At 46.2% G+C, this 23,573-nt stretch carries 22 protein-coding genes and 1 pseudogene; 15 read left to right on the top strand and 8 right to left on the bottom strand.

Annotation, left to right across the window (positions count from 1 at the left end):
- Window positions 1-43 precede the first annotated feature (43 nt).
- The 4 genes from ilvC to ruvX all read left to right on the top strand — a co-directional run bounded on the left by ilvC (window position 44) and on the right by ruvX (window position 4,024).
- The gene (gene ilvC, locus QZ157_RS01005) at window positions 44-1,066 is read left to right on the top strand and encodes a ketol-acid reductoisomerase (protein WP_295140633.1); all 1,023 of its coding nucleotides are present in this window, start codon (window positions 44-46) and stop codon (window positions 1,064-1,066) included.
- Window positions 1,067-2,689: a divergent polysaccharide deacetylase family protein gene (locus QZ157_RS01000; protein ID WP_295140630.1), complete on the top strand. Its 1,623-nt coding sequence runs from the start codon at window positions 1,067-1,069 to the stop codon at window positions 2,687-2,689.
- Entirely contained in the window at window positions 2,686-3,453 is a 768-nt protein-coding gene (gene dprA, locus QZ157_RS00995; protein ID WP_295140627.1) for a DNA-processing protein DprA, read from the top strand. Before QZ157_RS01000 ends, dprA begins: the two co-directional genes overlap by 4 nt.
- Window positions 3,454-3,649: 196 nt before the next feature.
- Window positions 3,650-4,024, top strand: a complete 375-nt coding sequence (ruvX, locus tag QZ157_RS00990; protein ID WP_295140624.1) for a Holliday junction resolvase RuvX — start codon at window positions 3,650-3,652, stop codon at window positions 4,022-4,024.
- 269 nt (window positions 4,025-4,293) lie between these two features.
- Here the strand turns inward: ruvX and QZ157_RS00985 are convergent, their stop codons facing one another.
- The 8 genes from QZ157_RS00985 to QZ157_RS00950 all read right to left on the bottom strand — a co-directional run bounded on the left by QZ157_RS00985 (window position 4,294) and on the right by QZ157_RS00950 (window position 11,091).
- Window positions 4,294-4,893, bottom strand: a complete 600-nt coding sequence (locus tag QZ157_RS00985; RefSeq protein WP_295140622.1) for an alpha/beta hydrolase — start codon at window positions 4,891-4,893, stop codon at window positions 4,294-4,296.
- A gap of 356 nt (window positions 4,894-5,249) precedes the next feature.
- The gene (locus QZ157_RS00980; RefSeq protein ID WP_295140620.1) at window positions 5,250-5,384 is read right to left on the bottom strand and encodes a VOC family protein; all 135 of its coding nucleotides are present in this window, start codon (window positions 5,382-5,384) and stop codon (window positions 5,250-5,252) included.
- A gap of 125 nt (window positions 5,385-5,509) precedes the next feature.
- Complete coding sequence (locus tag QZ157_RS00975) at window positions 5,510-6,529, bottom strand: hypothetical protein (protein ID WP_295140617.1); 1,020 nt, start codon at window positions 6,527-6,529, stop codon at window positions 5,510-5,512.
- Between the two features lie 10 nt (window positions 6,530-6,539).
- Window positions 6,540-7,568 carry a tRNA preQ1(34) S-adenosylmethionine ribosyltransferase-isomerase QueA gene (gene queA, locus QZ157_RS00970; RefSeq protein WP_295140614.1) on the bottom strand — a complete coding sequence of 343 codons (1,029 nt, stop codon included), beginning with the start codon at window positions 7,566-7,568 and terminating at the stop codon, window positions 6,540-6,542.
- Between the two features lie 25 nt (window positions 7,569-7,593).
- Window positions 7,594-8,349: a twin-arginine translocase subunit TatC gene (tatC, locus tag QZ157_RS00965; RefSeq protein WP_295140611.1), complete on the bottom strand. Its 756-nt coding sequence runs from the start codon at window positions 8,347-8,349 to the stop codon at window positions 7,594-7,596.
- Entirely contained in the window at window positions 8,349-8,753 is a 405-nt protein-coding gene (gene tatB, locus QZ157_RS00960; RefSeq protein ID WP_295140609.1) for a Sec-independent protein translocase protein TatB, read from the bottom strand. The genes tatC and tatB overlap by 1 nt, the downstream gene beginning before the upstream one ends.
- Window positions 8,754-8,819: 66 nt before the next feature.
- Window positions 8,820-9,872: a radical SAM family heme chaperone HemW gene (gene hemW, locus QZ157_RS00955; protein WP_295140606.1), complete on the bottom strand. Its 1,053-nt coding sequence runs from the start codon at window positions 9,870-9,872 to the stop codon at window positions 8,820-8,822.
- A gap of 268 nt (window positions 9,873-10,140) precedes the next feature.
- Window positions 10,141-11,091 (bottom strand): AraC family transcriptional regulator, encoded by a 951-nt coding sequence (locus QZ157_RS00950; protein ID WP_295140604.1) that lies wholly within the window; start codon window positions 11,089-11,091, stop codon window positions 10,141-10,143.
- A gap of 113 nt (window positions 11,092-11,204) precedes the next feature.
- Here QZ157_RS00950 and QZ157_RS00945 point away from each other — a divergent pair, with 113 nt between their 5' ends.
- The 11 genes and pseudogenes from QZ157_RS00945 (at window position 11,205) to QZ157_RS00895 (ending at window position 23,563) form a co-directional block, all read left to right on the top strand.
- Entirely contained in the window at window positions 11,205-13,166 is a 1,962-nt protein-coding gene (locus tag QZ157_RS00945) for a TonB-dependent receptor (RefSeq protein WP_314391229.1), read from the top strand.
- 95 nt (window positions 13,167-13,261) lie between these two features.
- Entirely contained in the window at window positions 13,262-14,398 is a 1,137-nt protein-coding gene (locus QZ157_RS00940; RefSeq protein ID WP_295140602.1) for a PepSY-associated TM helix domain-containing protein, read from the top strand.
- 316 nt (window positions 14,399-14,714) lie between these two features.
- Window positions 14,715-16,577, top strand: coding sequence for a TonB-dependent receptor (locus QZ157_RS00935; RefSeq protein ID WP_363147536.1), 1,863 nt, complete (start codon window positions 14,715-14,717; stop codon window positions 16,575-16,577).
- Window positions 16,578-16,609: 32 nt separating this feature from the next.
- Window positions 16,610-17,734 (top strand): annotated as a pseudogene (locus tag QZ157_RS00930) (PepSY-associated TM helix domain-containing protein).
- 40 nt (window positions 17,735-17,774) lie between these two features.
- On the top strand, window positions 17,775-18,503 hold the full coding sequence (locus QZ157_RS00925) for a hypothetical protein (RefSeq protein ID WP_295140601.1): 729 nt from the start codon (window positions 17,775-17,777) through the stop codon (window positions 18,501-18,503).
- 203 nt (window positions 18,504-18,706) lie between these two features.
- Complete coding sequence (locus QZ157_RS00920) at window positions 18,707-19,174, top strand: RNA pyrophosphohydrolase (protein ID WP_295140599.1); 468 nt, start codon at window positions 18,707-18,709, stop codon at window positions 19,172-19,174.
- The gene (locus QZ157_RS00915; RefSeq protein ID WP_295140596.1) at window positions 19,174-20,373 is read left to right on the top strand and encodes an aspartate kinase; all 1,200 of its coding nucleotides are present in this window, start codon (window positions 19,174-19,176) and stop codon (window positions 20,371-20,373) included. The genes QZ157_RS00920 and QZ157_RS00915 overlap by 1 nt, the downstream gene beginning before the upstream one ends.
- A complete protein-coding gene (locus QZ157_RS00910) occupies window positions 20,370-20,912 on the top strand; it encodes a HobA family DNA replication regulator (RefSeq protein ID WP_009495895.1) in 543 nt (180 codons plus the stop codon). Before QZ157_RS00915 ends, QZ157_RS00910 begins: the two co-directional genes overlap by 4 nt.
- Window positions 20,913-20,915: 3 nt before the next feature.
- A complete protein-coding gene (locus QZ157_RS00905; protein ID WP_295140591.1) occupies window positions 20,916-21,536 on the top strand; it encodes a DNA polymerase III subunit delta' in 621 nt (206 codons plus the stop codon).
- A complete protein-coding gene (gene folP / locus QZ157_RS00900; protein WP_295140588.1) occupies window positions 21,533-22,669 on the top strand; it encodes a dihydropteroate synthase in 1,137 nt (378 codons plus the stop codon). The genes QZ157_RS00905 and folP overlap by 4 nt, the downstream gene beginning before the upstream one ends.
- Window positions 22,670-22,708: 39 nt before the next feature.
- Window positions 22,709-23,563, top strand: a complete 855-nt coding sequence (locus QZ157_RS00895) for an NADAR family protein (RefSeq protein ID WP_295140585.1) — start codon at window positions 22,709-22,711, stop codon at window positions 23,561-23,563.
- Window positions 23,564-23,573: the final 10 nt, after the last annotated feature.

Below are 23,573 nucleotides of genomic sequence, written 5' to 3'. Positions count from 1 at the left end.
TAGTATAATCACGCAAATTTATCTTAAAACAAAGGAATGCAAAATGGCTGTAAATATTTATTATGACAAAGATTGCGATTTGAGCTTGATTAGAAGCAAAACCGTCGCGATGATAGGTTTTGGCTCGCAAGGACACGCGCACGCCGAAAATTTGCGCGATAGCGGCGTAAAGGTGATCGTGGGTCTGGCAAAAGGCGGCAGAAGCTGGGCAAAGGCCGAAGCAAAAGGCTTTGAGGTAAAAACGGTAGCAGAAGCCGCAAAGGCCGCCGACGTCGTTATGATTTTAACTCCCGACGAGCTTCAGGCCGAAATTTTCGAGCGAGAGATTAAACCTAACCTTAAAAGCGGCGCGGCGATCGCGTTTGGACACGGATTTAACGTGCATTTCGGACAGATCAAAGCTCCAGAGGACATCGACGTCATCATGATCGCTCCAAAAGCGCCCGGCCACACCGTAAGAAGCGAATTCGTCCGCGGCGGCGGCATCCCTGATCTAATCGCCGTAGAGCAAAACGCGAGCGGAAAGGCTAAAGAGCTAGCTCTAAGCTACGCTAGCGCGATCGGCGGCGGCAGAACGGGCATCATCGAGACAACTTTTAAAGACGAGACCGAGACCGATCTTTTCGGCGAGCAGGCGGTGCTTTGCGGCGGACTTTGCGCGCTGGTAAACGCCGGATTTGAGACGCTGGTCGATGCCGGATACGAGCCTGAGATGGCGTATTTTGAGTGTCTTCATGAGCTAAAACTAATCGTGGATCTAATGTATCAAGGCGGCATGGCGGATATGCGCTACTCTATCTCAAACACTGCAGAATACGGCGACTACGTAAGCGGACCGCGCGTCATCGGCGAAGACAGCAAAAAAGCGATGAAGGAAATTTTAAAAGAGATCCAAAACGGTAAATTTGCAAAAGACTTCATCCTCGAGCGCAAGGCCGGATACGTCCGCATGAACGCAGAGCGCGGCATCGCCGAAAGAAGCCTGCTAAATCAAACCGGTAAAAAACTACGCTCTATGATGCCTTGGATTAGCTCTGGCAAACTCATCGACCAAAGCAAAAATTAATTGAACCCAAAATCCAGAAAAAGATCCGCCAAAAAGCGTCCTAAAAAAGGGCGCTTGCGAGGCGGATTTAAGCTACTGTTTTCCGCTATTTTTATCGCCTGTATCTTGCTCGTCGGCGCATTTTATTTTTTGGACGTTAAATTTAAGCCGGATGCCGCCGAAAAACTCATCGCAAAGGCGCAAGAGTATCTAAGTGTTTCTAAAAAAGAAGAAACGGCGAATTTAGCATCGTTTAAGTCCGGCGCCGCGGATGCGGACGAAGTCCAAAATAGCGACTCTGGCGTGCATTCTAGAGCGAATTTAACGGATATCAAAGCTCTTTTTGCGCAAGCTTCGGTAAATGAGGCGAGTTTAGAAAAAAACGATGACGGCGCAGGCGCGGCTTTTTTACAGGCTTCGCATACGCAAAGCGAGCTTGGTTCGGATTTTTTAAACGACGATCAAGACGAGCGAACGAAATTCATAAAGCGCCAAAACGTCATCGTGCGCGATAAAATTTCTCTTGAGTCGCGCGATCATTCCGAGCTTGAGGGCGCAGTAAAAAACAGCCTAGCTAAAAAGGACGGACGAGGAAATGAAAATCTAAACTCGCCAGATCCATACGGCGAACAAAACGACGAATTTAACGGCATTCAGACCTCAAAAAGCGCAAACAAAACGCAAAGCGAGGCTCTAGAACAGACGCTAAAAAGTCCTAAATTTACTATAGATTTCGGCACGCAAAACGCGGGCGAATCAGGACTGGGCGATGCCGATGCCGCGGGCGTAGACAAAAGCGCGCAAACGCAAAACCAAGAAGGCAGACAAGAGGCTAAAGTAAGCATCCAAATGAGCGGACAAAGCGCGCAGGATAAAGAGGACGCGCAAAGCGCTAAAAACATGGACAAAGCTAACGGCAAAAAGGACGAAAATCCGCAAAAGCTCGCAGACTCAATTAGCGAAGATAAAAAATCTAAAATTTACTCAAAATTAGGCGCTAAACCGCGTCTAGTCATCATCATCGACGACGTGGCGTATAGACACCAGGTAGACGCGATAAAATCGGTAAATCTAAAGCTCACGCCGTCCTTCTTCCCGGCAACCTCCGCCCACCCCGAGACGCCTGTTTTGGCGCGGCGTTTTGGCTTTTACATGATCCACCTACCTATGCAGGCTCTAGGCGGTTTTAAGGGCGCTGAGATCGGCACTCTTACTGTAAACGACGACTACGAAAAGATCGCTAAAAAACTGCAAAGCATCAAGCGAGACTTTCCGAATCTAAAATACATCAACAACCATACCGGAAGTCGCTTCACTAGCGACGCGACCGCGATGGATAGGCTGATGCGAGCGATGCGGGACGAAAATTTGATCTTCGTCGATAGCAAGACGACCTCGCCGACCAAGGTTTACGGCGCGGCAAAAAAATACTCGATGCCCTATATAGCGCGCGACGTGTTTTTGGATCACGACGGCTCAAAGGCGGCGGTACGAAAGCAGCTAAAATACGCCGTCGAGCTAGCTAAAAAGCGCTCCTACGCCATTGCGATCGGCCATCCGCACAAAAATACGATCGAAGTCCTGCAAGAAAGCGCAAAACTCCTGCAAGAAGTCGATGTCGTCTATCTAAAGGATCTTTTTTGAATGTTTTAACCAAGCTTCCTAGCGGCCTTTTGCGTCTTAAAAAGCCGCCGCAAAAGCTCTATTTCGAGGGAAATTTGGCCCTGCTTGAGCGCCCGATGGTCTCGATCGTGGGTTCGAGAAAGGCCAGCGCCTATACCAGGCAGTGCGTAGAGGCGCTGGCTAGGACGCTGGCAAACAGCGGCGTTTGCGTGGTTAGTGGAGCGGCCATCGGCGTAGATATCGCCGCGCACAAGGGGGCTTTCCCGCATACCATCGCCGTTTTTGGCAACGGACTAAATAAAATCTACCCGCCAAGTAACGCCAAAATCATCAAAGAAATCTACCAAAACGCGCTGGCTCTGAGCGAATACGCCCCCGATGAACCGCCGCTTGCTTATAGATTTTTGGAGCGAAACCGTATCGTAGTCGCGCTTTCGCAGGCTCTAGTCGTGGCGCAGGCCGACGCTAAAAGCGGCTCGATGCAAAGCGCGCGCATGGCAAAGGAGCTTGGCGTGCCGATATTTACGCTGCCTCAGCGCCTAGGCGAGAGCGATGGGACGAACGAGCTGGTCGCTAGCGGCGCGGCAAATTTGATAAACGATTTTGACGAATTTGCGCTTCGTTTCGGCGGCAAACCCGCGCCCGCGCAAGAGGATGAGGTGATAAAATTTTGCAAAAACGGCGCGAGTCTTGATGCGGCCTTAGCGAAATTCGGCGATAAAATTTACGAATACGAACTGGAAGGCAAGCTGCGAATATCGGGACTTACGGTGTTTGCGGAGTAAAATTTAGCGTTAAATTTATGCCGCGCGAGTTTTTGTTAAAGAGGCGGTAAAATTTGAAGTAAATTTTGGCGGCTTGACGGCGATAAATGCGTTTTGGCGACGTTTTATTTTGTAAATTTGTCGTAGCGGAGGTATCAAATTTGAGCTTGCCGCCGTCAAATTTATTGCTAAATTTAAGAAAATCTAAAGGACGAAAATGAGCATAATGGCCATCGACGTGGGGCTAAAACGTATCGGCGTGGCGCTATCCGTCGGGCAAACCGTGATGCCGCAAACGCCCGTACTGCGCAAAAATCGTAACCAAGCAGCGCGCGACGTTAGCGCCGTTTTGCGCGAATACGGAGCAAAAAAGCTAGTCGTGGGCGTTCCGCTTGGGGGATCCAGTGAGGACGAGATGCGAAGGCGGATCGCGCACTTCGTGTCGCTGCTCGAATTTGAGGGCGAAGTGGTCTATCAGGACGAGGCGATGAGTAGTTTTGAGGCGAGCGAAATTTACGCCGAAGGCAGACGCGACGGGCGGCTCGATAGCATCGCTGCGATGATTATTTTAAAGCGGTATTTGGGGCTTTGAGGCGGTTTGTAAAATTTGGCGCGCGGCAAAACGGCGGCAAATTCGAGTTTTGCGCTAGGGGGCTATGTCGGGGGGCGTCTTGGCCGGTTGCTATTAGCGTAGAGGTCGAGTAAAATTTGAGCTAAATTTTCGCCTCCGCGGTAAATTTGACCGAGGTTTTTGCGTAAAATTTAAAAGCGGCTTAAGCAGAGGATTTGCGAGTCAAATTTGACTTGCTGGTTAGGCACGCTACGACTTGAAGTAAAATTTTATCCAAAAGTCAGCTACTATCAGCTATAGCTCCGTATCCAATCATCTAAAAAACGCATTTGCTCTGCCGTGTGAAACCAGTGTTCGCCGTTTTTCATGACTGTAAGCGTTGCTTGGGCTTGGTTTGCAAACTCGCAAATCGTTTCAAAAGAGGTCAGATTGTCATTTTCGCCGTATAAAATATGCGTCGGCGCCGTCCAGAGGGTAGGATGTTCTCTAGCGTAACAAAGATATTTCCACGAAAGTTTTTCTCCAGACCCCGTGTCCAGCTCGCCTTTATTTCGCAGCTCCTCCTCGCTAGCGTTTGCCCGCGACAGCATGTTTAGTATCAAATTTTTCATGTTTACGATAGGGGAGATAAAATACGCCTTTTTGATACGCATGTCCTGCAGGGCGTGCATGGCAAAAAACGCTCCGATACTGTTTGCTAAGATCGTTACGGATTTGCGGCTTTTAAGTATATACTCAAAAAACGGTACAAATTCCTCTTTTGCCTCCCACGGAGTACGCGCTTCGTAATCAAATCCCAACACGTCTCTATCAGTAAAAAATTGTTGAAAATGAGCCGCTTCTGCCGCACTTCCATTTTTTCCGTGTATGTATACGACTATGTCTTTCATGATTTTGCCTTTTTGCGGCGGTTAAGCAGCTAAAATCAAAGCGCTTTGACGCCGCAACTAGTTAAATTTGAGCAGCACGTCCTTGTCAAATTTAAAACCGGGCCCCCAAGCCACCTCCCGGTAGTATCCGTCGGGATCGGCAAAATAGCGCGGTATCAGCTCCAAAACGCATCTTGGGACTTTTTGATTATGACTCCGCCCGTTTTTTTTACTAGCTCTATGCCGCTATCCGCGCCCTCTTTGTTTTTTACGTTGCAGGCTAGCGCAATGCCGCCAGATCCGCTGCCTCTGGGCGGATCGTTCTCGTTGATATCTCGCGCCGACACGCCAAAAAAGGGGGAGGGTAGAGCTCAAATTTAGCCACTGGAGTTAAAAGCACGCTGCTGGTCGTCGTCTTTATAATCCGTCTCGTAACCTAGGCCGTCTCTGTAAAATTTTAGCACCCTTTGCATGCTTTGTACGCCTAGGCAGACGCAGGTTATTTTATTCATTTTAGCCTCCGTTATTTGGGCTTATTATATCATTTTGAGGTAGCGGTTTTGGGTCAAATTTGAGCTTATCAAACGAAGCAGGGCGGTTTAACGAGCTTTAAAAATGCTAGTAAAATTTCAAAAAGCTAAATTTTATCCCCGTTTTGCATCTTGAATTCGTAAGCTTCGTTTAAGACGCACACGAGCATATCCGGCAAATATGGCTGCGGCAGCGACAGGACGCGTATTTTTGGATTTAGGCTTGTCTGCGCGCTCGTATTTTTAAGCACGACAAGAGCGATTTTTTTCTCTGCGATATCGTTTTGTAGCGACTCGTCTATGCTTTGCAGTAAGCTCTCGTCGATAAAAACGACATCTGGGCGAAAAATCATATCCCGCACGTGGCGTTTTACGACGTCCCATTCGCGGCATGGTTTGACGTCGATGCCGATAAAATCGAGATATTTTTTTAATGCGTAAAAGGCGCTAGCGTCCGGGTGAGCTATGAGGGCGATGAAATTTTTGGGATTTTTTATTTTTATATTTTTTACGGTGTCAAGCTTTCGGCTTGATATTTTGAGCGATATTTCGGTGCTTATGCGAACTGTGTTTCCAAACTCAAACCAGATATCAGAGCCGTTTTTACGGGCGAGAGCTTGCGCTAGTCGGTAAAATTTACGGCTTTTTTTCGACATATTTATATGTATGGCGCAGGGGTTTTTATTTACGAAAAAATTGGTCTTGGACGCCGCGCTGATCGTAAATTTGACGTTATCTTTATAGTAATTCGAGAGCAAAAATTTTATCGTTACGGTCGAGTCCGAGACGCTTTTTAAAAATATCTGCGCTAGCGCGTCTATAAGCTTAGCCAGGGCATCTATATCCGCATAAAATATGCGCGGATACGCAATATCGTAATCAAAAATCACTCGGTTGCGATTTTTTGCCGCATCTTCGTTTAGCGACGAGGCTAGAAATACCAAGCCTCCCGCGATATCGATTTTGCAAGGATTTTTATCGGAGTTTTGTAGTTCGTACGTTTTTTGCAAAGGGGTAAATTTGATGAAATTTCGCTTTTGCCTACGCGTCCTAGCATATAAAAAATATCCGACGCATAGCGCGGCGTAAAAGGCGAGCGATATCAAAAATGCGCCTAAAAAGCTCATCGTCGCCCCACTAAATAACCAGCATCGCGTCGCCGTAGGAGTAAAATTTGTACTTTTGCTCCACGGCGGTTTTGTAAATCCGCATAGTCTGCCTAAGCCCGACAAAGCTCGTAACGAGCATGATTAGCGTCGATTTTGGCAGGTGAAAATTCGTAAGCAGGTAGTTTTGGCGGATGGGTTTATTGTTTAAATTTAAAAACAGCCTGCACTCGCCGCTAGACTTGCCGCTTCTGGCAAACTCCTCTACGCAGCGCGTCACCGTCGTGCCTACGCCTAGGATCGGTCTATTTGAGTTTATCAAATTTTGCGTATCTTGCGGGATATCGTAAAACTCCGCGTGCATCTTGTGCTGCGTGATATCCTCGCTCTCCACGCCCTTAAACGTCCCAGCGCCCACATGCAGGGTGAGGTAGGCTATCTCGCGGTATTTGGCTAGGCGCGCGATCATCTCGTCGCTAAAGTGCAAGCTCGCCGTCGGAGCCGCCACCGCGCCCTCGTTTTTGGCAAACACGCTTTGATACCAGCTCTCGTCGTCTTTGGTATCGCTTCGTTTGATGTAGGGCGGCAGAGGCACGTGACCGATGCGAGATAGGATTTTATAAAGCGCGGCCGTGTCCAAAGATTCGCCGTTTTGGCTAAATTTGACCGTGCGCGAGCCGTCCTTAAAGAGCTCGCAGACCTCGGCGGTCAAATTTTCGCCGAAATTTAAAACGCTGCCCGCGCGGACTTTGCCTTTTATATAGACGCTAAATTTACCCTCCGCAAGCGGAGAGTTTAGTAAAAGCTCCGTCTCGCCGCCGCTTTGTTTTTTACCGAAAATTCGAGCCTTTACCACCTTGGTATCGTTAAAAATAATATCGCAAGGCGGTAAAATTTCGGGCAAATCGCCGAATTTTAGATGTGAGATTTTTTCGCCGGCTCGCTCGTAGACTAGTAGTCTAGCGTCCTCTTTAGGAAAGGTTGGGAAATTTGCGATTAGCTCCGGCGGTAGCTCGTAGTCGTAGGCGTCAAGCGAGTTTGGATTTAAAATTTGACTCATTTGGCTAGCCTACTTGGTTTCATGGTTATTCGTTCTCTTTTTCTTCGTCGGTTTCCTGCTCGGGCTCTTCGTTTTTGGCCGGATTTACGCGGGCGGCTATAAAGATAGAAAGCCCGTAAAGACCGATGAGAGGCACCGCCATCAAAAACTGGCTGAGGATATCCGGAGGCGTCATAATCGCGGCAAATATAAAAATCACGACGATAGCGTAGCGAAAGGAGTTTTTGAGCATCTTATCATCTACTAGGCCGAGTTTGGCAAGGAAAAAGGTGATAACGGGAAGCTCAAACGCGATGCCAAATGCAATGACTAATTTCGTAAAAAAGCCGACGTAGCCGCCGATGTTTAGCATCGCGGAAAAGAGCTGTTGGCCGAAATTTATAAGAAATGCAAAACCGATAGGAACGACGACGTAGTAGCAAAACGCCGCGCCTACTAGAAACATAAAGGTTGCCGAGATCACAAACGGTATGACGTATTTTTTCTCGTTTTCGTAAAGCCCGGGCGCTACAAACAGCCAAAACTGCCAAAAAATAATCGGCAGCGAAAACAAAAATCCGGTAAAAAACGCCACTTTCATCGCTACGAAAAAAGGCTCTTGCACCTCGAGAAAGACCATTTTTTGATTATCGGGCAGGGTGTTTTGCAGCGGCGCGATGATAAAGTCTAAAATTTGATTCCAAAAGCTAAAGCACACTACAAACATCACGATCACGGTCATGACGCTGATGAAAAGCCTTTTTCTAAGTTCTACTAAATGCGGTTTTAGCTCTTCAAACATTACGCCTCTTTTTTCTCGTTATCGCCTAAAACGGCGTTTTTGACGGCTTCGCCCGGATTTTTGACCGCTTCGACGCTCTTTTTTACGTCGTTTAGGCCGTCCGTGATGCCGCTAGCGACGTCGTTTACGCCTTTTTTGAGCTCGTCAAGCTCCTCAAACGTGAGCTTTTTTCGCACCGTTTCGGTGGTTTTTGCGATGCTCTCTTTGTATTTTTTTGCGTCCTCTTTGAGTTCTTGGATTCTTATCTCTTGATCGAAGCTGCTTTTTGCGTCATTGACCGTTTTTTTAACGGTTTTAAAAAATTTTGCTATCTCGACCATTGCGCTAGGAAGCTTATCGGGCCCCAAAAATAGCACCGCGATGACGGCTATGACGATGATCTCGGGTAAGCTCATGCCAAACATTTTTTTATCCTAAATTTTTATTTTAAAGCGCTCATTTTAGCGTTTTTTATCTCAAATTTGTATAAATCAACCCGCGATAAATAAAGAAATTTCATCCGCGGTGAGGAAATTTTCGGCGTAATATCGCCCGTCTTTAAATTTTAATTTCCCGCTCTTTTTTAGTAGCGACGCTCTTTGTTCTTGCTCTGCGTTTAGGCTGTTTTGCCAGATACCGACGATGCTTCTGGCTCCCAAAAATATCCGCTCCAAATTTAGCTCGTCCGCGCTTAAATTTTCGATTTTTTTAGCGTGCGGATTTTTTACGTAGGCGTTTAAATTTGAAGCGTTATAAAAACGATGATCCAGCCAAAATCCGACCGCGTAAGCGCCCAGGGCAAGGTAATTTTTGCCCTGCCAGTAGCCCAGGTTATGCCTGCAAATTTGACCGAAATTTGAGATTTCGTATTGTTTTAGGCCGATTTCTTCGATGCGGTCTATCATAAATTTAGCTAGCCTCGGACTATCTTTTGCGTAGTTTATCTTGCCTGCAAAGGGCGTATTTTCCTCAAGCGTTAGCGAATACGCCGAAACGTGCGAAATGCCTAGATTTCGGACATTTTGCGCCTCTTGCTCGAGGCGTTTTTTAGTGTCTAGCTTCGTGCCGTAGATGAGGTCGACATTTATATTTTCTAGCCCTGCCGTTTTGGCGTTTGCTACAGCCTCGTAGATCTGCCTCGCGTCGTGGATACGCCCGAGAAATTTAAGCTTATCCTCAAAAAAGCTCTGAGCGCCGAAGCTTACGCGGTTTACGCCGTATGATTTCATCTGCGATAGCCACTTTTTGCTTGCGGAGTTTGGATTTGCCTCCGTCGTGATCTCGGCGTTTGCCGCTAGGTACGGCGCGACCGCCTCAAATAACCGCTCGTAGTAGCCCCCGTCCACTGCGCTAGGTGTCCCTCCGCCGATAAAAACGGTTTCGATCTCGCCTCTTTTTACATCAAATTTTAAGATCTGCTCCCTAAAATCAGCAATCATCGCGTCAAAATACGCGCTCGTTAAATTTCGTTTGCCCACGACCGAGCCAAAGGCGCAGTAGGGGCATTTGCTCTCGCAAAAAGGGATGTGGACGTAAAGAAGCATTTTGACCTTTGTTTTTGCCGTATTTTAGCAGAATTTGCGGCTTTGCGGCGCGACGTTTGATATTTTGGCTTTCGCGCCGTTTGGCGGTCGGTTTGCGGTAAATTTAGGTCGGGTTTAGGCGTAAAACCGACTCTAGTAAGTTGCTTGACGCTTTTAAATTTTAAAATTTACCGCCGTTTTTGCCGCCCGTTAAATTTAAAAAGTCGCGCCGATACGTTTAAATTTGATTTTAATTTAACGCTCGCAAAGCTCCGCAAGAGCGTTAAATTTACGTGTAAAATTTCTTTTGTTTTAAAATTTGCGTCGGCAAAACGCCGAATTTTTCTCTAAAAATCTTTGCAAAGTGCGGAGCGCTGGCGTATCCGACGATTTTTGCGGCTTCGCTTACGCAGACGTCTCCGCGCTCTAAAAGTTTTTTTGCCGCGTTTAGTCGCTCGGTCGCTAGCAGCCCGTAGATCGTATCGCCAAAGTAGCTTTTAAAGCCCGTTTTTAGCTTAAATTCATTCGTCGCGCACGCTCTGGCTAGCTCTTTTATGCTGGGCGGATTTTGGACGTCGCTTAGTAGAATTTGCCTTGCTTTATTTAAAATTTTTACGTATTCGTCGCTAAAATCGCGCTTTTTTTCATCGGCTTCGGGCGTTTTAGGCGCGCCTAGGCTTTTGTAGATCAGCTCTAAAATTTTAGCTTCCATGAAGATTTCTCGCATCTTACCATTAAGCTCGCTCGCGGCTAAAAGCTCCCGCAAAATCAGGCTTTGGGCTAAATTTATCTTAGCCGTTTGGATGCAGATTTCGTTTTCTTCGCCTAGATTTTTAAATGCCGCTAGCTCGCCGGCCAGCTCGTTTTTTAGCACGATGCATCGCCCGGCGTAGCTGCTACTTTGATACTCGCAAACGCCCTCAAATCCGCTATCTACGCGCCCCATCCAAAACTCTCCGGCCTTTAGACAAAAAGTTTTTTTACCCGCCTTAAGCCCGGCGTCCCCTCTTGCGTCGTTAAAGAGCAAAAAGCAGTAGCCAGCGCTCCTTTCAAGCCGTCTTTTTACGCTTTTGTTGCAGATTATTTCGCTCCTGCAGTAGCTTGCGCCGCTTGTGCCTTTAAAAAACTCGACCTTGCATTTTCTATCTTGCTCTTGCCACGCGCTTTGTCCGTAGCGCACCGAATTTTGCGCGATTTCTTGTTCGTTTGCTCGTAAAATATCTTTAAATTCGACCTTCATTTGCTTTTATCCTTTTAGCGTTGATAAAAATCCCTCTACCGTTTGCCTAAGTATTGATAATAATTATCTGATTATAGTAAAATAGGGTTTAAATTTAAATAAGGAGTCTAAAGGTGAAAAGTATGCCTAAAATTTCTATGCTAGCTTGCCTAGCACTATCTTGCGCGCAGGCGGCCGATGAAGTAAAACTAAACGAAGTTACCGTAACTAGCGCGACTGGTTTTGAGCAAAATATCAAAGACGCGCCAGCCTCCGTTTCGGTAATCTCGCAAAAAGAGATAGCCAGGCGCAACCATCAAGATATAGAAAGCGTCGTAAAAGACGCTCCGGGCGTTTTCGGCGCGACGCTGGGGGCGGCTAGTAGACGCGGTATCACGATGAGAGGCCTTGGTCAAAAATACACTAAAATTTTAATAGACGGCCGCCCTGCGACCAGCGATAGCGCGTATAGAGGGCTTCGCGCGGTCGGTAGCGCTCAAAATTTCCTCCCGCCCGCAAACACGATCGAGCGTATCGAAATCGTGCGAGGGCCGATGAGCTCGCTATACGGCTCGGATGCGATGGGAGGCGTCATAAATATCATCACTAAGGGCTTTTCAAACGAATTTAGCGGTAACGTAAACGGCTACTACACGCTTGCGGGCAAAAGCGGGATAAACGACGACTATCAGGCGGGATTTTACGCAAACGGCGCAGTGATCCCAGACGTGCTAGGTATCGCGCTTTACGGGCGGTATTTTCATAAATTTGAAGACGAGCGAGTCTTTACGAACCGCAAAAACGAGGACGTAAATTTCGGCGCGAAAATCATGTATAACGCCACCGAAAACGACGAAATAGCGCTTGATTTGCGCCGCGTAGTAAATAAATACGAGCGCACCGAAGGTAAGACGCTAAGAAGGGCTACCGGCGATAATACGAGCGTTGCGTTTGAAAAGATGAGCGGATATACCGCCTCGCTCTCGCATACGGGCAAATACGACAAGCTGCTGCTTGAAAGCTTTTTAACCCACGATCATATGAAAGAAAGCGGACAACAAGATCTCACGCTAAAAACGACGACGCTAAATACCAAGGGAACGTATTTTTTTGATAACAACACGCTAAGTCTGGGGGCTGAATACAGAAGAGAAAGGCTAAACGAAAAGGCAACGACGGCCGACGCCGCAAACGTAAAGAGATATGATTTTTCGCTCTACGGAGAGGACGATTTTGACGTAACCGACGCGCTCACGCTAACTGCCGGCCTAAGATACAATCACGACAAAGACTACGGCGGACACGTATCGCCGCGAGGATATGCCGTATATCATCTAAGCGAAAATTTATCGCTAAAAGGCGGCGTATCGGCAGGTTACTCGACGCCAGATATCAAGATGCGAACCGATGGGCTTGCTCTGCCTTTTGCCGGCGGAATGGGAGCGCAGCTGGGTAAAGGCGACCTAAAACCAGAGTCTAGCCTAAACTACGAAGCCGGCGTCGCGTACGGAGACGAGAGCCTTAACGTCTCGGCGATGGCGTTTTATACGCGGATAAAAGACGGTCTAGGCACGAAGCCAGTTTGCGTCGCACGCCCGGGCGTCCCTTGCGTGCATAACGGCAAGACCTATAGGCGCGGTATCTGGGAGAGCGTAAATATCGGCAAAGCCGAAGTAAAGGGCGTCGAGCTCGCCTCAGACTGGCAGATTTTATCAAATTTAGCCCTGCACTCAAGCTACGTTTATACTAAATCAAAGCAAAAATCGGGCGCGTACGAGGGCAAATCTCTAAACAATCTACCCGTACATACCGTAAAAATAGGGCTTGATTACGATATGACGCCTGATCTAAATTTCTGGACGCAGATGAACTATCTGGGCAAAACTAGAGCCGTTTACGGCTCGCCGGGAGACGAGGAGATAAGGGATTATACGCTATTTGACGCGGGCGCAAGCTACAAGATAACTAAAAACGCGAGCGTAAATTTTAGCATTTATAATATCTTTAACGAATACGTAACGACAAAATCTGGACGCTATGAAATTCTGATCGCCGACGGGGTTAAATATAGACTCGGATTTAACGTAAATTTTTAAATTTAGCCGTATTTAAGCGGGGGGGGGGTGCGGTGCGTAGCGATCGCCACCCCACTACCGGTTTTTAAAATTCGAGTTTAAATTTAAGGAGAAAGATGCCGTTTTTAAAGAAAAAGAAATTTTGGTTTAACGTCCATTTGATTTTAAGCCTAGCCTGTGTTTTGCCGCTGCTTATCGTCGCTCTTAGCGGCGCAGTCATATCCTATCACGACGAGATTATAGACCTTGCAAACTCGCAAAAAACCTTCGTCGAGCGAGGCGAAAAAGAGCTTAGCGCGAGAGAAATTTTAGATATTTTTAAAGCTAGGGAACCAAATTTTACGCTTAGCTACTACAAGATTAACTCGGACGCAAATCATGCTCTAGGCATATCTGGCACGAATGCTAAAGGCGAGTTTAAGTCGTATTTTATAAATCAATACACCGGCGAGATAACAGGCGAAAATTTCGGCGATAAATTTATCGGACTAATGTTAAATTTACACACTAACTTAGGCCTTGGACTTAGCAAAAACGAGACGTTGCGGCTTATAGGCAAGCATATCGTCGCGGTTTGCTCTATCGCTTTGGTTATCTTGGTTATATCTGGATTGATAATCTATTATCCTAGTTTTAAAACTAAATTTGCGCGCGCATTTACTTTAAAAATCAAGGCCAAAGGCTATGCGTTTTTATACAGCCTGCATGGATTTGCCGGCGTTTATCTTTGTTTATTTTTGACTTTTATAAGCGTTACGGGGCTTTACTGGTCGTACGACTGGGCGGCAAAGCTCGTAAATAACGCGCTTGGCGAAAAAGAAATTTTTAGAAAAAAGAGCTTTACGCAGGTGAGGGGATTTTCGCTGGAGGACGAGGGCAAGATAGCAAATTTACAAGCCGCGATAGATATTTTTAAACGAGATAGAGAGGATTACGAGCTTTTTAACGTCATCACGCAAGAAGACGGCGAAAATTTTATGATATTTTACTTTGACAAAGGGCTGGAAGAGGACGATAAGGTAAATACGATGACGATAAACGCCGCCAAGGGACAAATTATCAGGCACGCGAGGTTTGACGACGCGAAAAGTTCGATGCCTAGGCCTTTTGCGATTCATAAAGCGGTTTTGAGCTTGCATTCGGGATATTTTTTAGGCGCGGTCGGTAAATTTATATTTTGTTTAGCTTCGGCGTCGGTTTTGTTTTTCGTTATAAGCGGTTTTTGGATGAGCTTAAAACGGCTCAAAAGATAAATTTTGATAAATTGATCAGCTGCAGTCAAAAAACTCGCCAGATGCGTTGTTTGCGATAAGATTTTAAATTGCAAGAATTATTTTATTATTAATCTAATAGATATAGATAACGGTTCTTAATATTTTATAGAAATTTAATTTCTTTACGGTTATAATTTTACTTATAAATTTTATTTTAAGGAAAATTTAATGCGTAGATTACATTTGTCTTTTGTCGTCGCCGCACTTTTGGCGACGCAGTTATGTGCTGAGGAGGCCTCTGAGGTCGAGCTAAAAGAAGTTACCGTCGTTAGCGCGACGGGGTTTTGAACAAAATATCAAAGACGCGCCCGCGACGATCTCGGTAATCAGTAAGGATGAGATAGAAAAGAAAAACCACAAAGACGTAGCCTACGTCGTAAATGACGTGCCCGGCGTGTATTCCGCGCCTAGATTTAGCTCGATGAAGGGTAAAAGCGACATCAGAATGCGCGGCATGGACTCAAAATACACCAAAGTTTTGATCGACGGTCGTCCCGTTTCCAGCGAGAGCGCGTTTCCGGGGTTTGGCTCGCAAGGCAGTATCCAAAGCTTCGTTCCGCCGGCAAATGCTATAGAGCGCGTGGAGGTCATCCGCGGGCCGATGAGCTCGCTATACAGCACGGACGCGATGGGCGGCGTAATAAATATCATCACGAAGGGATTTTCAAACGAGCTTAGCGGTAACATAAACGGATACTACGATACCGCGCAGCACAAAGATGTCGGCAACGACTATTCTACGGGATTTTATCTAAACGGCGCGCTCGTGCCCGACGTGCTGGGCATCGCGCTTTATGGGCGGTATTTTCATAAATTTGAAGACGCCAAAGACTACGGCAATCCAAAAGATGCGGATAAAAATTTCGGCGCGAAGCTGATGTATAACGTCACTGAAAACGACGATTTGACGCTTGATTATAAGCACACGAAAAATGTAACTTCAAGAATTCTTGGTAGGACGGCGTATCTAGGATATAACACTCACGAAAACGACAAGGACGATCAAATTTCTCTCTCCCACAGCGGCAGATACGATAAATTTATTACCGATACTTATTTATCGCACGAGCTTACGAAAACATTTTCCGATCAAGCCGCTAGCAATATCAAACTAGGTTCTACGATATTTAATACCCAAGGTTTATATCTTTTTGACTCAAATACCTTAACGCTGGGCGCGCAGTATCACCGTGAGAAGCTTGATTCTTCGCAAAACGAACCTGGCTTTAGCGACGACGCACACCTAAAAAGATGGGATTTTTCGGTGTTCGGCGAGGACGATTTTGACGTGACCGACGCGCTCACGCTAACTGCCGGCCTAAGGTATAATCACGACAAAGACTACGGCGGACACATCGCGCCGCGCGGCTACGTCGTTTATCATTTAAGCGAAAATCTATCTTTTAAGGGCGGCGTATCGGCGGGATACACGACGCCAAATATCGACGACAGAACCGAAGGGTTAAAAATACCGATAAACCACGGGCGCGGTATTAGATTGGGAAAAAGTAGCCTAAAGCCCGAAACTAGCGTAAACTACGAGATTGGGGCATCGTATGATAATAACGAAAATTTAAGCTTTTCTGCAACGGCTTTTCATACCGACTTTAAAGACAAGGTCGATAGTGTCGTGAGATGCGGCGGCTGGGGTTCTGGCGCGGATTTTAATAATCCTTCGACTTGGACGTGCGTATATCAGGGCAAGACGTATTTTGGAATTTATGAAAATATAAATATCGGAAAAGCTGAGATAAACGGACTTGAGCTTACCGCAGATTGGAAAATTTTATCAAATTTAGCCTTCCATGCAAACTATACTTACGCTAAATCAAAGCAAAAATCAGGCGATAATGAGGGCAAGTCTCTAACCGATACCCCGCGTTATATGATAAAAACCGGGCTTGACTACGACCTTAGTAAAGACCTAAACCTCTGGGCTCAGATGAATTATATGAGCAGGGTCAAAAACGGCGTTTACGTAAAAACTAAGGGTTACGCCGTTACCGACGTAGGGATGAATTACAAAATCACTAAAAACGCAAGCATAAATTTTAGCGTTTACAATCTGTTTGACGAGAAATTCATAGACGAACACCCTACCAGATACCTCATAGCTGAGGGTCGTAAATTTCAGCTTGGCTTCAACGTAAATTTTTAATTCGAGCAAAATTTAAAGATAAAATTTGAACGATGAGGAGAGTTTTAAAGAAAAACTTTTGGTTCAACGTCCATTTAATTTTATCTCTGCTTTATGCACTACCGCTGCTCGTAGTTGCCTTGTCGGGCTGTTTCATCTCGTATCACGATGAAATTTTTGACGCGATTAACGAGCGACAGTCTTTCGCCGTCCAAAAAGATGTACCTCACCTAAAAATTTCTGAAATTTTAAAAATTTTCGGCGAGAAGCAAAGCAGCTTCACGCCGGAGCTAATCGGCATAAAAGACGGCGGCACAAGCATCGAAGTCGCGGGCAAAGACGGCAAAGGGTATTTTTTGAGCCCTTATGACGGACAAATCGTCGGCGAGAACTATGAAGAGAGGATAATGAACGTTGTGCTAAGCCTACATACAAATCTAGGCTTTGAGCTTGCCTTTGGCGAGGGGGCTCGCGAGATCGGCAGGCAAATCGTGGCACTTAGCACGCTAGGGCTCATTTTACTTTTGCTAAGCGGGATTTTGATCTATTATCCATTTTTCAGACTCAAGCTCACAAAGGCGCTAAAGATAAATTTCAAAGTTCGCGGCTACGCGCTACTTTATCAGATCCACTGATGCACGGGCATCTATACGGCTGTAATACTTTTTATTATAAGCGCGAGCGGGCTATATTTTTCTTATGACTGGTTAGCAAGACTAACGAATAAAATTTTGGGCGAGGAGCAAATTTACAAAGCTGAAAAATTTGAACCTAGACAAAAGTTGGGATTTAAGGATGCAGGCAAACTACGGGAGATCGACGCGATGTTTAAAATTTTTACCCAAAAACACGGCGAAAATTTTAAATTTTTTAACATAATGCTTAATCCGAAAGACGAAGTATATAGCGCGATATACGGGATTGCGAGCGATGGGAGCGATGAATTTAATAGAATCGCGATCAATGCTACGAGCGGCGAAATTTTAAGGGACGTTAAATTTGCCGATATGAAAGCGCAAATGCCACGTTTTATGACGATACGCACGGCGGTTTTAGATATTCATTCGGGCGAAATTTTCGGGCAGGTCGGTAAATTTATATTTTGTTTAGCTTCGGCATCGGTTTTGTTTTTCATTATAAGCGGCTTTTGGATGAGCTTAAAACGGCTCAAAAGATAAATTTGATAAAATCGCTCGAAAAAACTGAAAAAGGCTAAATATGCGAGTGATTTTGGATGGATTTGACGGCTCTTTTTTGCCGATTTTGCAAAGCTTTAAGGCCGTGATGCCAAGCCTGCGTATAACAGGCATCGAGGAGATCGGACAAAGCGTCAATGAAGCGCCGAGTAAAGACGCGGATAACACAGACGCTATCAACGTAAGCGAGCTTTTTGCGCGCCAAGACGAGCGGGACGAGATTTTGCCCGACGGCTCTTTGTTTTTGCAGGACGATAAATTTGACGAAAACGTTAAATTTGAAAATGCGCGTCAGGCGATTGGCAACGCCGAATTTGAGACAAATTTAGCGGCTAAGAGCGAGCGAAAAACTGCTTTTGCTCGGGAGCAAATTTTACAAGACGGGCCAGTTTTCGCGCCGTATCAAGAGAGAAGCCGCGAGGAAAAGGCTATCTTGCAAACAGGTTCTTTAAGCAAAGCGCCAAAAACCGCAGTTTTAGCCGAAAGTGCTCAAAATACCGTTCAACAAGAAGCTTCCGTGTTTGGCGGAGCTACTCAAACGGCTCCGTTTAGCAAAGCGGCTACCTCAAACGAAGCCGCGAAAACGGCCGTTTCAGACGATTTTGCTCAGGCTGCGTTGTTTGATTTTAACGAGTCTGGACAGAATTTGACGTCGCGCGCCGAATCCAAAACCGCGCTTGAACGCAAAAAGCACGAAAGCGCAAGTCTGTTTACCGACGAAGAGGTGCGGGCGATACTGGAGCTAAAATAGCGGCTTAAATTTAGCGGATAGTCAGGCAAAATGCGCAAATTTTACTGCGTCACAATGTACCGCAAAAAGTAAAATTCGTAATTTTAAATTTTAAATAAAAATTTTAAGCCTAAGCGTTAAATTTTTCCGCTAACCTCTCGATATTTAGCTATATCTTAACTATTTTTCGTTAAAATCCGCAATTAAAAATTCTCGGAAAAAATATGGAAAAAAAATATAGACCAAACGTCGCGGCGGTCATACTCGCGCCTTCTTATCCGTTTGATTGCAGGATATTTATCGCGCAAAGATGCGATATGACGGGTATCTGGCAGTTCCCGCAGGGCGGCATAGACGAGGGCGAGACGCCGCAAGAAGCTCTAAAAAGAGAGCTAAAAGAGGAGATAGGCACGGATGAAATAGACGTGCTTAGCGAGTATCCGCAGTGGCTTAGCTACGACTTCCCCGAGGGCACGACGAGTAGGAAATTTTATAATTTTGACGGGCAGACGCAAAAGTATTTTCTAGTGCGGCTGCGCCCTAGCGCGAAGATAAATATAAATACCAAAAAACCCGAATTTAACGAGTACAAATTTATAAACTCAAGCGAGGTTTTAGGCGACGTAAACCACTTCAAAAAGCCGATTTATAGCAAGGTTATCGGCTACTTCAAAGAGAAAGGATTTATCTAATGTTAATCGTCCAAAAATACGGCGGCACGAGCGTAGGGACGCTTGAGAGGATAGAAAACGTCGCCGCTAGAGCGATAGAGGCTAAAAAAAGCGGAGCTGACGTCGTAGTCGTGGTCTCGGCTATGAGCGGCGTGACTAATCAGCTGGTGGAGTACGCCGAGCATTATACGAAGGCTCCCGACGGCGTGGCGATGGATATGCTGCTTAGCTCCGGCGAGCGCGTTACCTGCGCGCTTTTAACGATAGCGCTGATAAATTTAGGCTATCCCGCAGTTGGTCTAAGCGGTAGGCTAGCGGGAATCATAACAGATAGCGTGCACACTAAGGCCAGGATCGAGGCGATAGATACTAAGCGTATGAAAGATGAGCTAAAGGCGGGCAAGATCGTCGTCGTAGCGGGCTTTCAGGGTATAGACGAAAAGGGCGACGTAACGACTCTGGGACGAGGCGGTAGCGATCTTAGCGCAGTGGCGATCGCAGGCGCGCTAGATGCGGATCTTTGCGAGATTTATACCGACGTAGACGGAGTTTATACCACCGATCCTCGCATCGAGCCAAAGGCTAAAAAGCTAGATAAAATCAGCTACGACGAGATGCTAGAGCTTGCGAGCCTAGGCGCAAAAGTGCTGCAAAACCGCTCGGTCGAGCTAGCTAAAAAGCTAAACGTAAATTTAGTCACCAGAAGCAGCTTTAATCACAACGAAGGAACACTAATAACAAAGGAAGAGAGTATGGAAGCAGTGCTAGTAAGCGGTATCGCGCTAGATAAAAACCAAGCTAGAGTAACTTTAAGAGGCGTGGTCGATAAGCCGGGCATCGCGGCTGAAATTTTCACCGCGCTTGCAGAAAAAAATATAAACGTGGATATGATAATCCAAAACGTAGGCCAGGACGGCACGACAAATCTTGGCTTTACCGTACCGCAAAACGAACTTCACGTCGCAAAAGAGTGCATGGATAAACTAAGCGCGTCGAGGGAAATTTTATACAACGACGAGATAGTTAAGGTTTCAGTCGTAGGCGTAGGTATGAAAAGCCACACCGGAGTGGCGTCTCTAGCCTTTCAAACGCTAGCAAACGAAGGCATAAATATCCAAATGATCTCAACTAGCGAGATAAAAATCTCGATGATCGTCGATCAAAAATACGGCGAGCTAGCCGTTCGCGCACTACACGAAGCTTATAAACTCGATAAATGAGCGATTTTATAAAATGGACGCTCGAGGCGATCCGCGAGGAGGGCTCGCTGATGAGCTGGATGGAGGAGAGGCGCACCGAGTGGACGCCTTTGCTCGCCTCGAAGCTTAAATTTTTACTCGAAGGGCGCGCGTTTATTTTGATAACCGATAGCGAGCGCGGCTGGTTTGAGGAGTATTTTTTAAAAAATATAAACAAACCCACGAATGCTCGCCCGGTGCTACCTTTTTTCTCGTTAAAGGCGCTTTATCCGTCTTTTGAAAATATCGGCTCAAAAGAGGAAGTCTCGCTGCTTTTAGACATGCTTAGCCTTGCTTTTCCAAACGGTTACGTGTTTTTTTACGTCGGCAAAAGCGCTGAAAAAAGCTCGCAAATCGCCAAAGGTAAGGACGATAGCTATATGTGGCTTTTTGACGAGCAGGCGCAAAATAGCTTTTATCTCAGCTCCTCCGACGGCGCACTAGATATTAAGCTTTTGTCGTTGTTTAGGCTTTTTGATAAGAGCATAGACGCTGCTTTATTTGCAAAAGTAACACTCTAATCTATGCGAAGCAAAATCGTAATCACGAGCGATTTTGAAGCCTTAAAAGAGGAAATTTTAGGGCTTTACGGCGTAAATTCGGTTAGATTTTTTTTCGCCGAGGACTTTTTGTTAGAAAATGCAAAAGAGGTCGCCGCCGAGGCCTATATCGCGGAGAGTGAGCCCAAGCTGCTAGTTTTAGGCGCTAAAAATTTCCGCGTCGAGGCTCAAAACTCTCTACTAAAAATCATCGAAGAGCCACCTAAAAATATCTTTTTTATCATAGCCTGCGAGTCGAAAAATATGCTCCTGCCGACCGTTCGTTCGCGCCTAGTTACCGAAAATAGGCTTGAAAAAAAGCAGCGAGAAAAAACGGGGTTAGATTACAAACGCCTCGAGCTAAAAGAAATTTGCGCGTTTATCGATGAAAAATCAGCTCTCGAGCGCTCCGAAAAGCTCGGTAAAAACGACCTAAAAGAGCTAATCGCCGCGATAGTACTCGAGGCTACGGCTCAGGGGGTTAAATTTAGCGCCGATGAGCTTGAGTATTTTTTCAAAGCCGTGCGCCTAGCCGAGCTAAATACCAAAACTCACGCGCTTCTTACACCGATACTTCTTATGATTTATGAAAAAGGGCTTAGATGAAAATTTTTAAAATCAATCCGCAAACGGGTTTCAACGAGATTTGCGAGATTATCCGTCCTAGCGACGAGGGGCGAAATTTGATGAAAAAAAAGTCGGCGATCAACTTTTTTTTGATTAAAGATTTGCGCTCGCCGGCCGCAAATATCCTAAAGCAAGACGCGCTAAGCGTGGGTGCAGAGCTCGTGACTAACCGCGACGTGATTTTGGGCGGAGCAAACTCGGTTGCGCTTTTAATGGCTACCGATGCGCAAGTTCTTGCGCTTGCTAAAAAAGAGGCCGCTCAGGATTTCGGACTAAAAAATTTGGCCAAATTTTTAAAATCTCCGTTTAAAAAACCGCAGCGCGCGCAGATAATGGGCGTAGTAAACGTAAATGAAGATAGCTTTAACGCCGCAAGCCGCGTGAACGAAAAAAGCGGTATAGCGCGTATTGAAGCGATGATCGAACAGGGCGCGGAGTATATCGACGTGGGTGCGGTTAGCTCCAGACCCGGTAGCAAATATGTCGGACGCGAGATCGAGTTTGCCAGGTTGGAAAAGATAGTAGCCGAAATTTACCGCCTAAATTTGCACGAAAAGGCGATATTTAGCCTCGATAGCTTTGATCCGTACTGCCTAGAATACGCGCTAAATCACGGCTTTAAAATGATAAACGATATCACGGGCGACGTTAGCCTCTGCGCTCTAGCGGCGCGGTACGGCGCTATCTACTGCCTCATGCACATGCAAAATAGCCCCGAAAATATGCAGGATAACCCGCATTATGGTGATTTGCTAGGCGAGATAGACGCGTTTTTTGATGCCAAGATCGCTGCGGCGCAGGATCTTGGATGCCGCGATATCGTGCTGGATGTTGGTATCGGCTTTGGCAAGACGGCAGAGCAAAATATGATTTTGATAAAAAATTTAGAGCATTTTTTACGCTTCGGTTTGCCGATCTTGGCGGGCGCAAGTAGAAAATCAGTCATAAATTTTTATAGCCCTAGCGAGATAAAAGACCGCTTGCCGGGTAGCCTCTATCTGCATTTGGAGGCCTTTAGAAACGGCGCGCAGATCATCCGTACGCACGACGTGGCCGAGCATGCGCAGATGTTTAGGCTGGAAAACGCAATGAGAAAGCTCGCGACGTGGTAAGGGCGAAATTCGGGAGATTTGCAAAAACTAGGAGGTAAAATGAAAAATCTATTGCCCCCGCTATGGATCAAATTTCCGCATATCTCAGCGTTTAGTATCGGCTGGAGGATGGGCTACGGCGAGGATTATAAGGTTAAATTTAACGATTGGCTTGAGTCTCTTAGCGAAGACAAACGGCGCGAGTATGTGCGCCTTTTTCCCGAGCCTGCGACATGGCGCGGATACTGGAACGATACGATTGGTGAGGATGAGAGCGCGCTGATTGCAAACGGCGACGATTTTTTGATCGACATCTGGGAGCGCGAGCCTAGATATGATCTAAAATGGCTCAAAAAGCGATACGGCGCCGGTAAAGCAGACAAAATTTTGCTATTTTGGGGTCATCAAAAAGAAGCCCAGATCGGCGCTAGCTGCCTAAGCCAGTGGTACCCGTCCGTATTTACCGAGAGCGAGAGATATGTTTGCGCCGAGCAATATATGATGGCTAAAAAGGCCGAGTGTTTCGGCGATACGGAGATTTTAGAGAAAATTTTAGCCGCAAAAGACCCAAAGAAGATGAAAGACCTGGGCAGGCGGGTGCGAGACTTCGATGCTGATTTTTGGGACGAGATAAAATTTGGCGTCGTGTTAAACGCAAATTATTTAAAATTTAGCCAAAACGAGGATTTACGCGAGTTTTTGCTCTCTACGAAAAATAAAATTTTAGTCGAGGCTAGCCCTCACGATAAAATTTGGGGTATAGGCATGAGCGCAAACGAGCAAAACGCGCAAAATCCGGTAAAGTGGCGCGGACAAAATTTACTGGGATTTGCGCTGATGAGAGTTAGAGACGAGATAGCTAGGGTTTATGAGAATGTGCATTTGTGCGACGCTAGCGAGCTAACGCAGCGCTAAATTTAAATAA

The sequence above is a fragment of the uncultured Campylobacter sp. genome (genome assembly GCF_905372745.1).
Taxonomy (GTDB): domain Bacteria; phylum Campylobacterota; class Campylobacteria; order Campylobacterales; family Campylobacteraceae; genus Campylobacter_A.
Note: the sequence above shows the minus strand (reverse complement) of the source record. Positions and strands in the feature narration are given on the sequence as shown.

Bases quoted from the DNA above. Each gene is read 5' to 3' on its own strand.
- QZ157_RS00895 (WP_295140585.1), top strand. From the start codon at position 22,709: ATGAAAAATCTATTGCCCCCGCTATGGATCAAATTTCCGCATATCTCA.
- QZ157_RS00925 (WP_295140601.1), top strand. From the start codon at position 17,775: ATGCGAGTGATTTTGGATGGATTTGACGGCTCTTTTTTGCCGATTTTG.
- tatC (WP_295140611.1), bottom strand. From the start codon at position 8,349: ATGTTTGAAGAGCTAAAACCGCATTTAGTAGAACTTAGAAAAAGGCTT.
- QZ157_RS00920 (WP_295140599.1), top strand. From the start codon at position 18,707: ATGGAAAAAAAATATAGACCAAACGTCGCGGCGGTCATACTCGCGCCT.
- QZ157_RS00950 (WP_295140604.1), bottom strand. From the start codon at position 11,091: ATGAAGGTCGAATTTAAAGATATTTTACGAGCAAACGAACAAGAAATC.
- QZ157_RS00915 (WP_295140596.1), top strand. From the start codon at position 19,174: ATGTTAATCGTCCAAAAATACGGCGGCACGAGCGTAGGGACGCTTGAG.
- QZ157_RS00980 (WP_295140620.1), bottom strand. From the start codon at position 5,384: ATGAATAAAATAACCTGCGTCTGCCTAGGCGTACAAAGCATGCAAAGG.
- ilvC (WP_295140633.1), top strand. From the start codon at position 44: ATGGCTGTAAATATTTATTATGACAAAGATTGCGATTTGAGCTTGATT.
- QZ157_RS00940 (WP_295140602.1), top strand. From the start codon at position 13,262: ATGCCGTTTTTAAAGAAAAAGAAATTTTGGTTTAACGTCCATTTGATT.
- QZ157_RS00905 (WP_295140591.1), top strand. From the start codon at position 20,916: ATGCGAAGCAAAATCGTAATCACGAGCGATTTTGAAGCCTTAAAAGAG.
- queA (WP_295140614.1), bottom strand. From the start codon at position 7,568: ATGAGTCAAATTTTAAATCCAAACTCGCTTGACGCCTACGACTACGAG.
- folP (WP_295140588.1), top strand. From the start codon at position 21,533: ATGAAAATTTTTAAAATCAATCCGCAAACGGGTTTCAACGAGATTTGC.
- QZ157_RS00975 (WP_295140617.1), bottom strand. From the start codon at position 6,529: ATGAGCTTTTTAGGCGCATTTTTGATATCGCTCGCCTTTTACGCCGCG.
- QZ157_RS00985 (WP_295140622.1), bottom strand. From the start codon at position 4,893: ATGAAAGACATAGTCGTATACATACACGGAAAAAATGGAAGTGCGGCA.
- ruvX (WP_295140624.1), top strand. From the start codon at position 3,650: ATGAGCATAATGGCCATCGACGTGGGGCTAAAACGTATCGGCGTGGCG.
- tatB (WP_295140609.1), bottom strand. From the start codon at position 8,753: ATGTTTGGCATGAGCTTACCCGAGATCATCGTCATAGCCGTCATCGCG.
- hemW (WP_295140606.1), bottom strand. From the start codon at position 9,872: ATGCTTCTTTACGTCCACATCCCTTTTTGCGAGAGCAAATGCCCCTAC.
- QZ157_RS00910 (WP_009495895.1), top strand. From the start codon at position 20,370: ATGAGCGATTTTATAAAATGGACGCTCGAGGCGATCCGCGAGGAGGGC.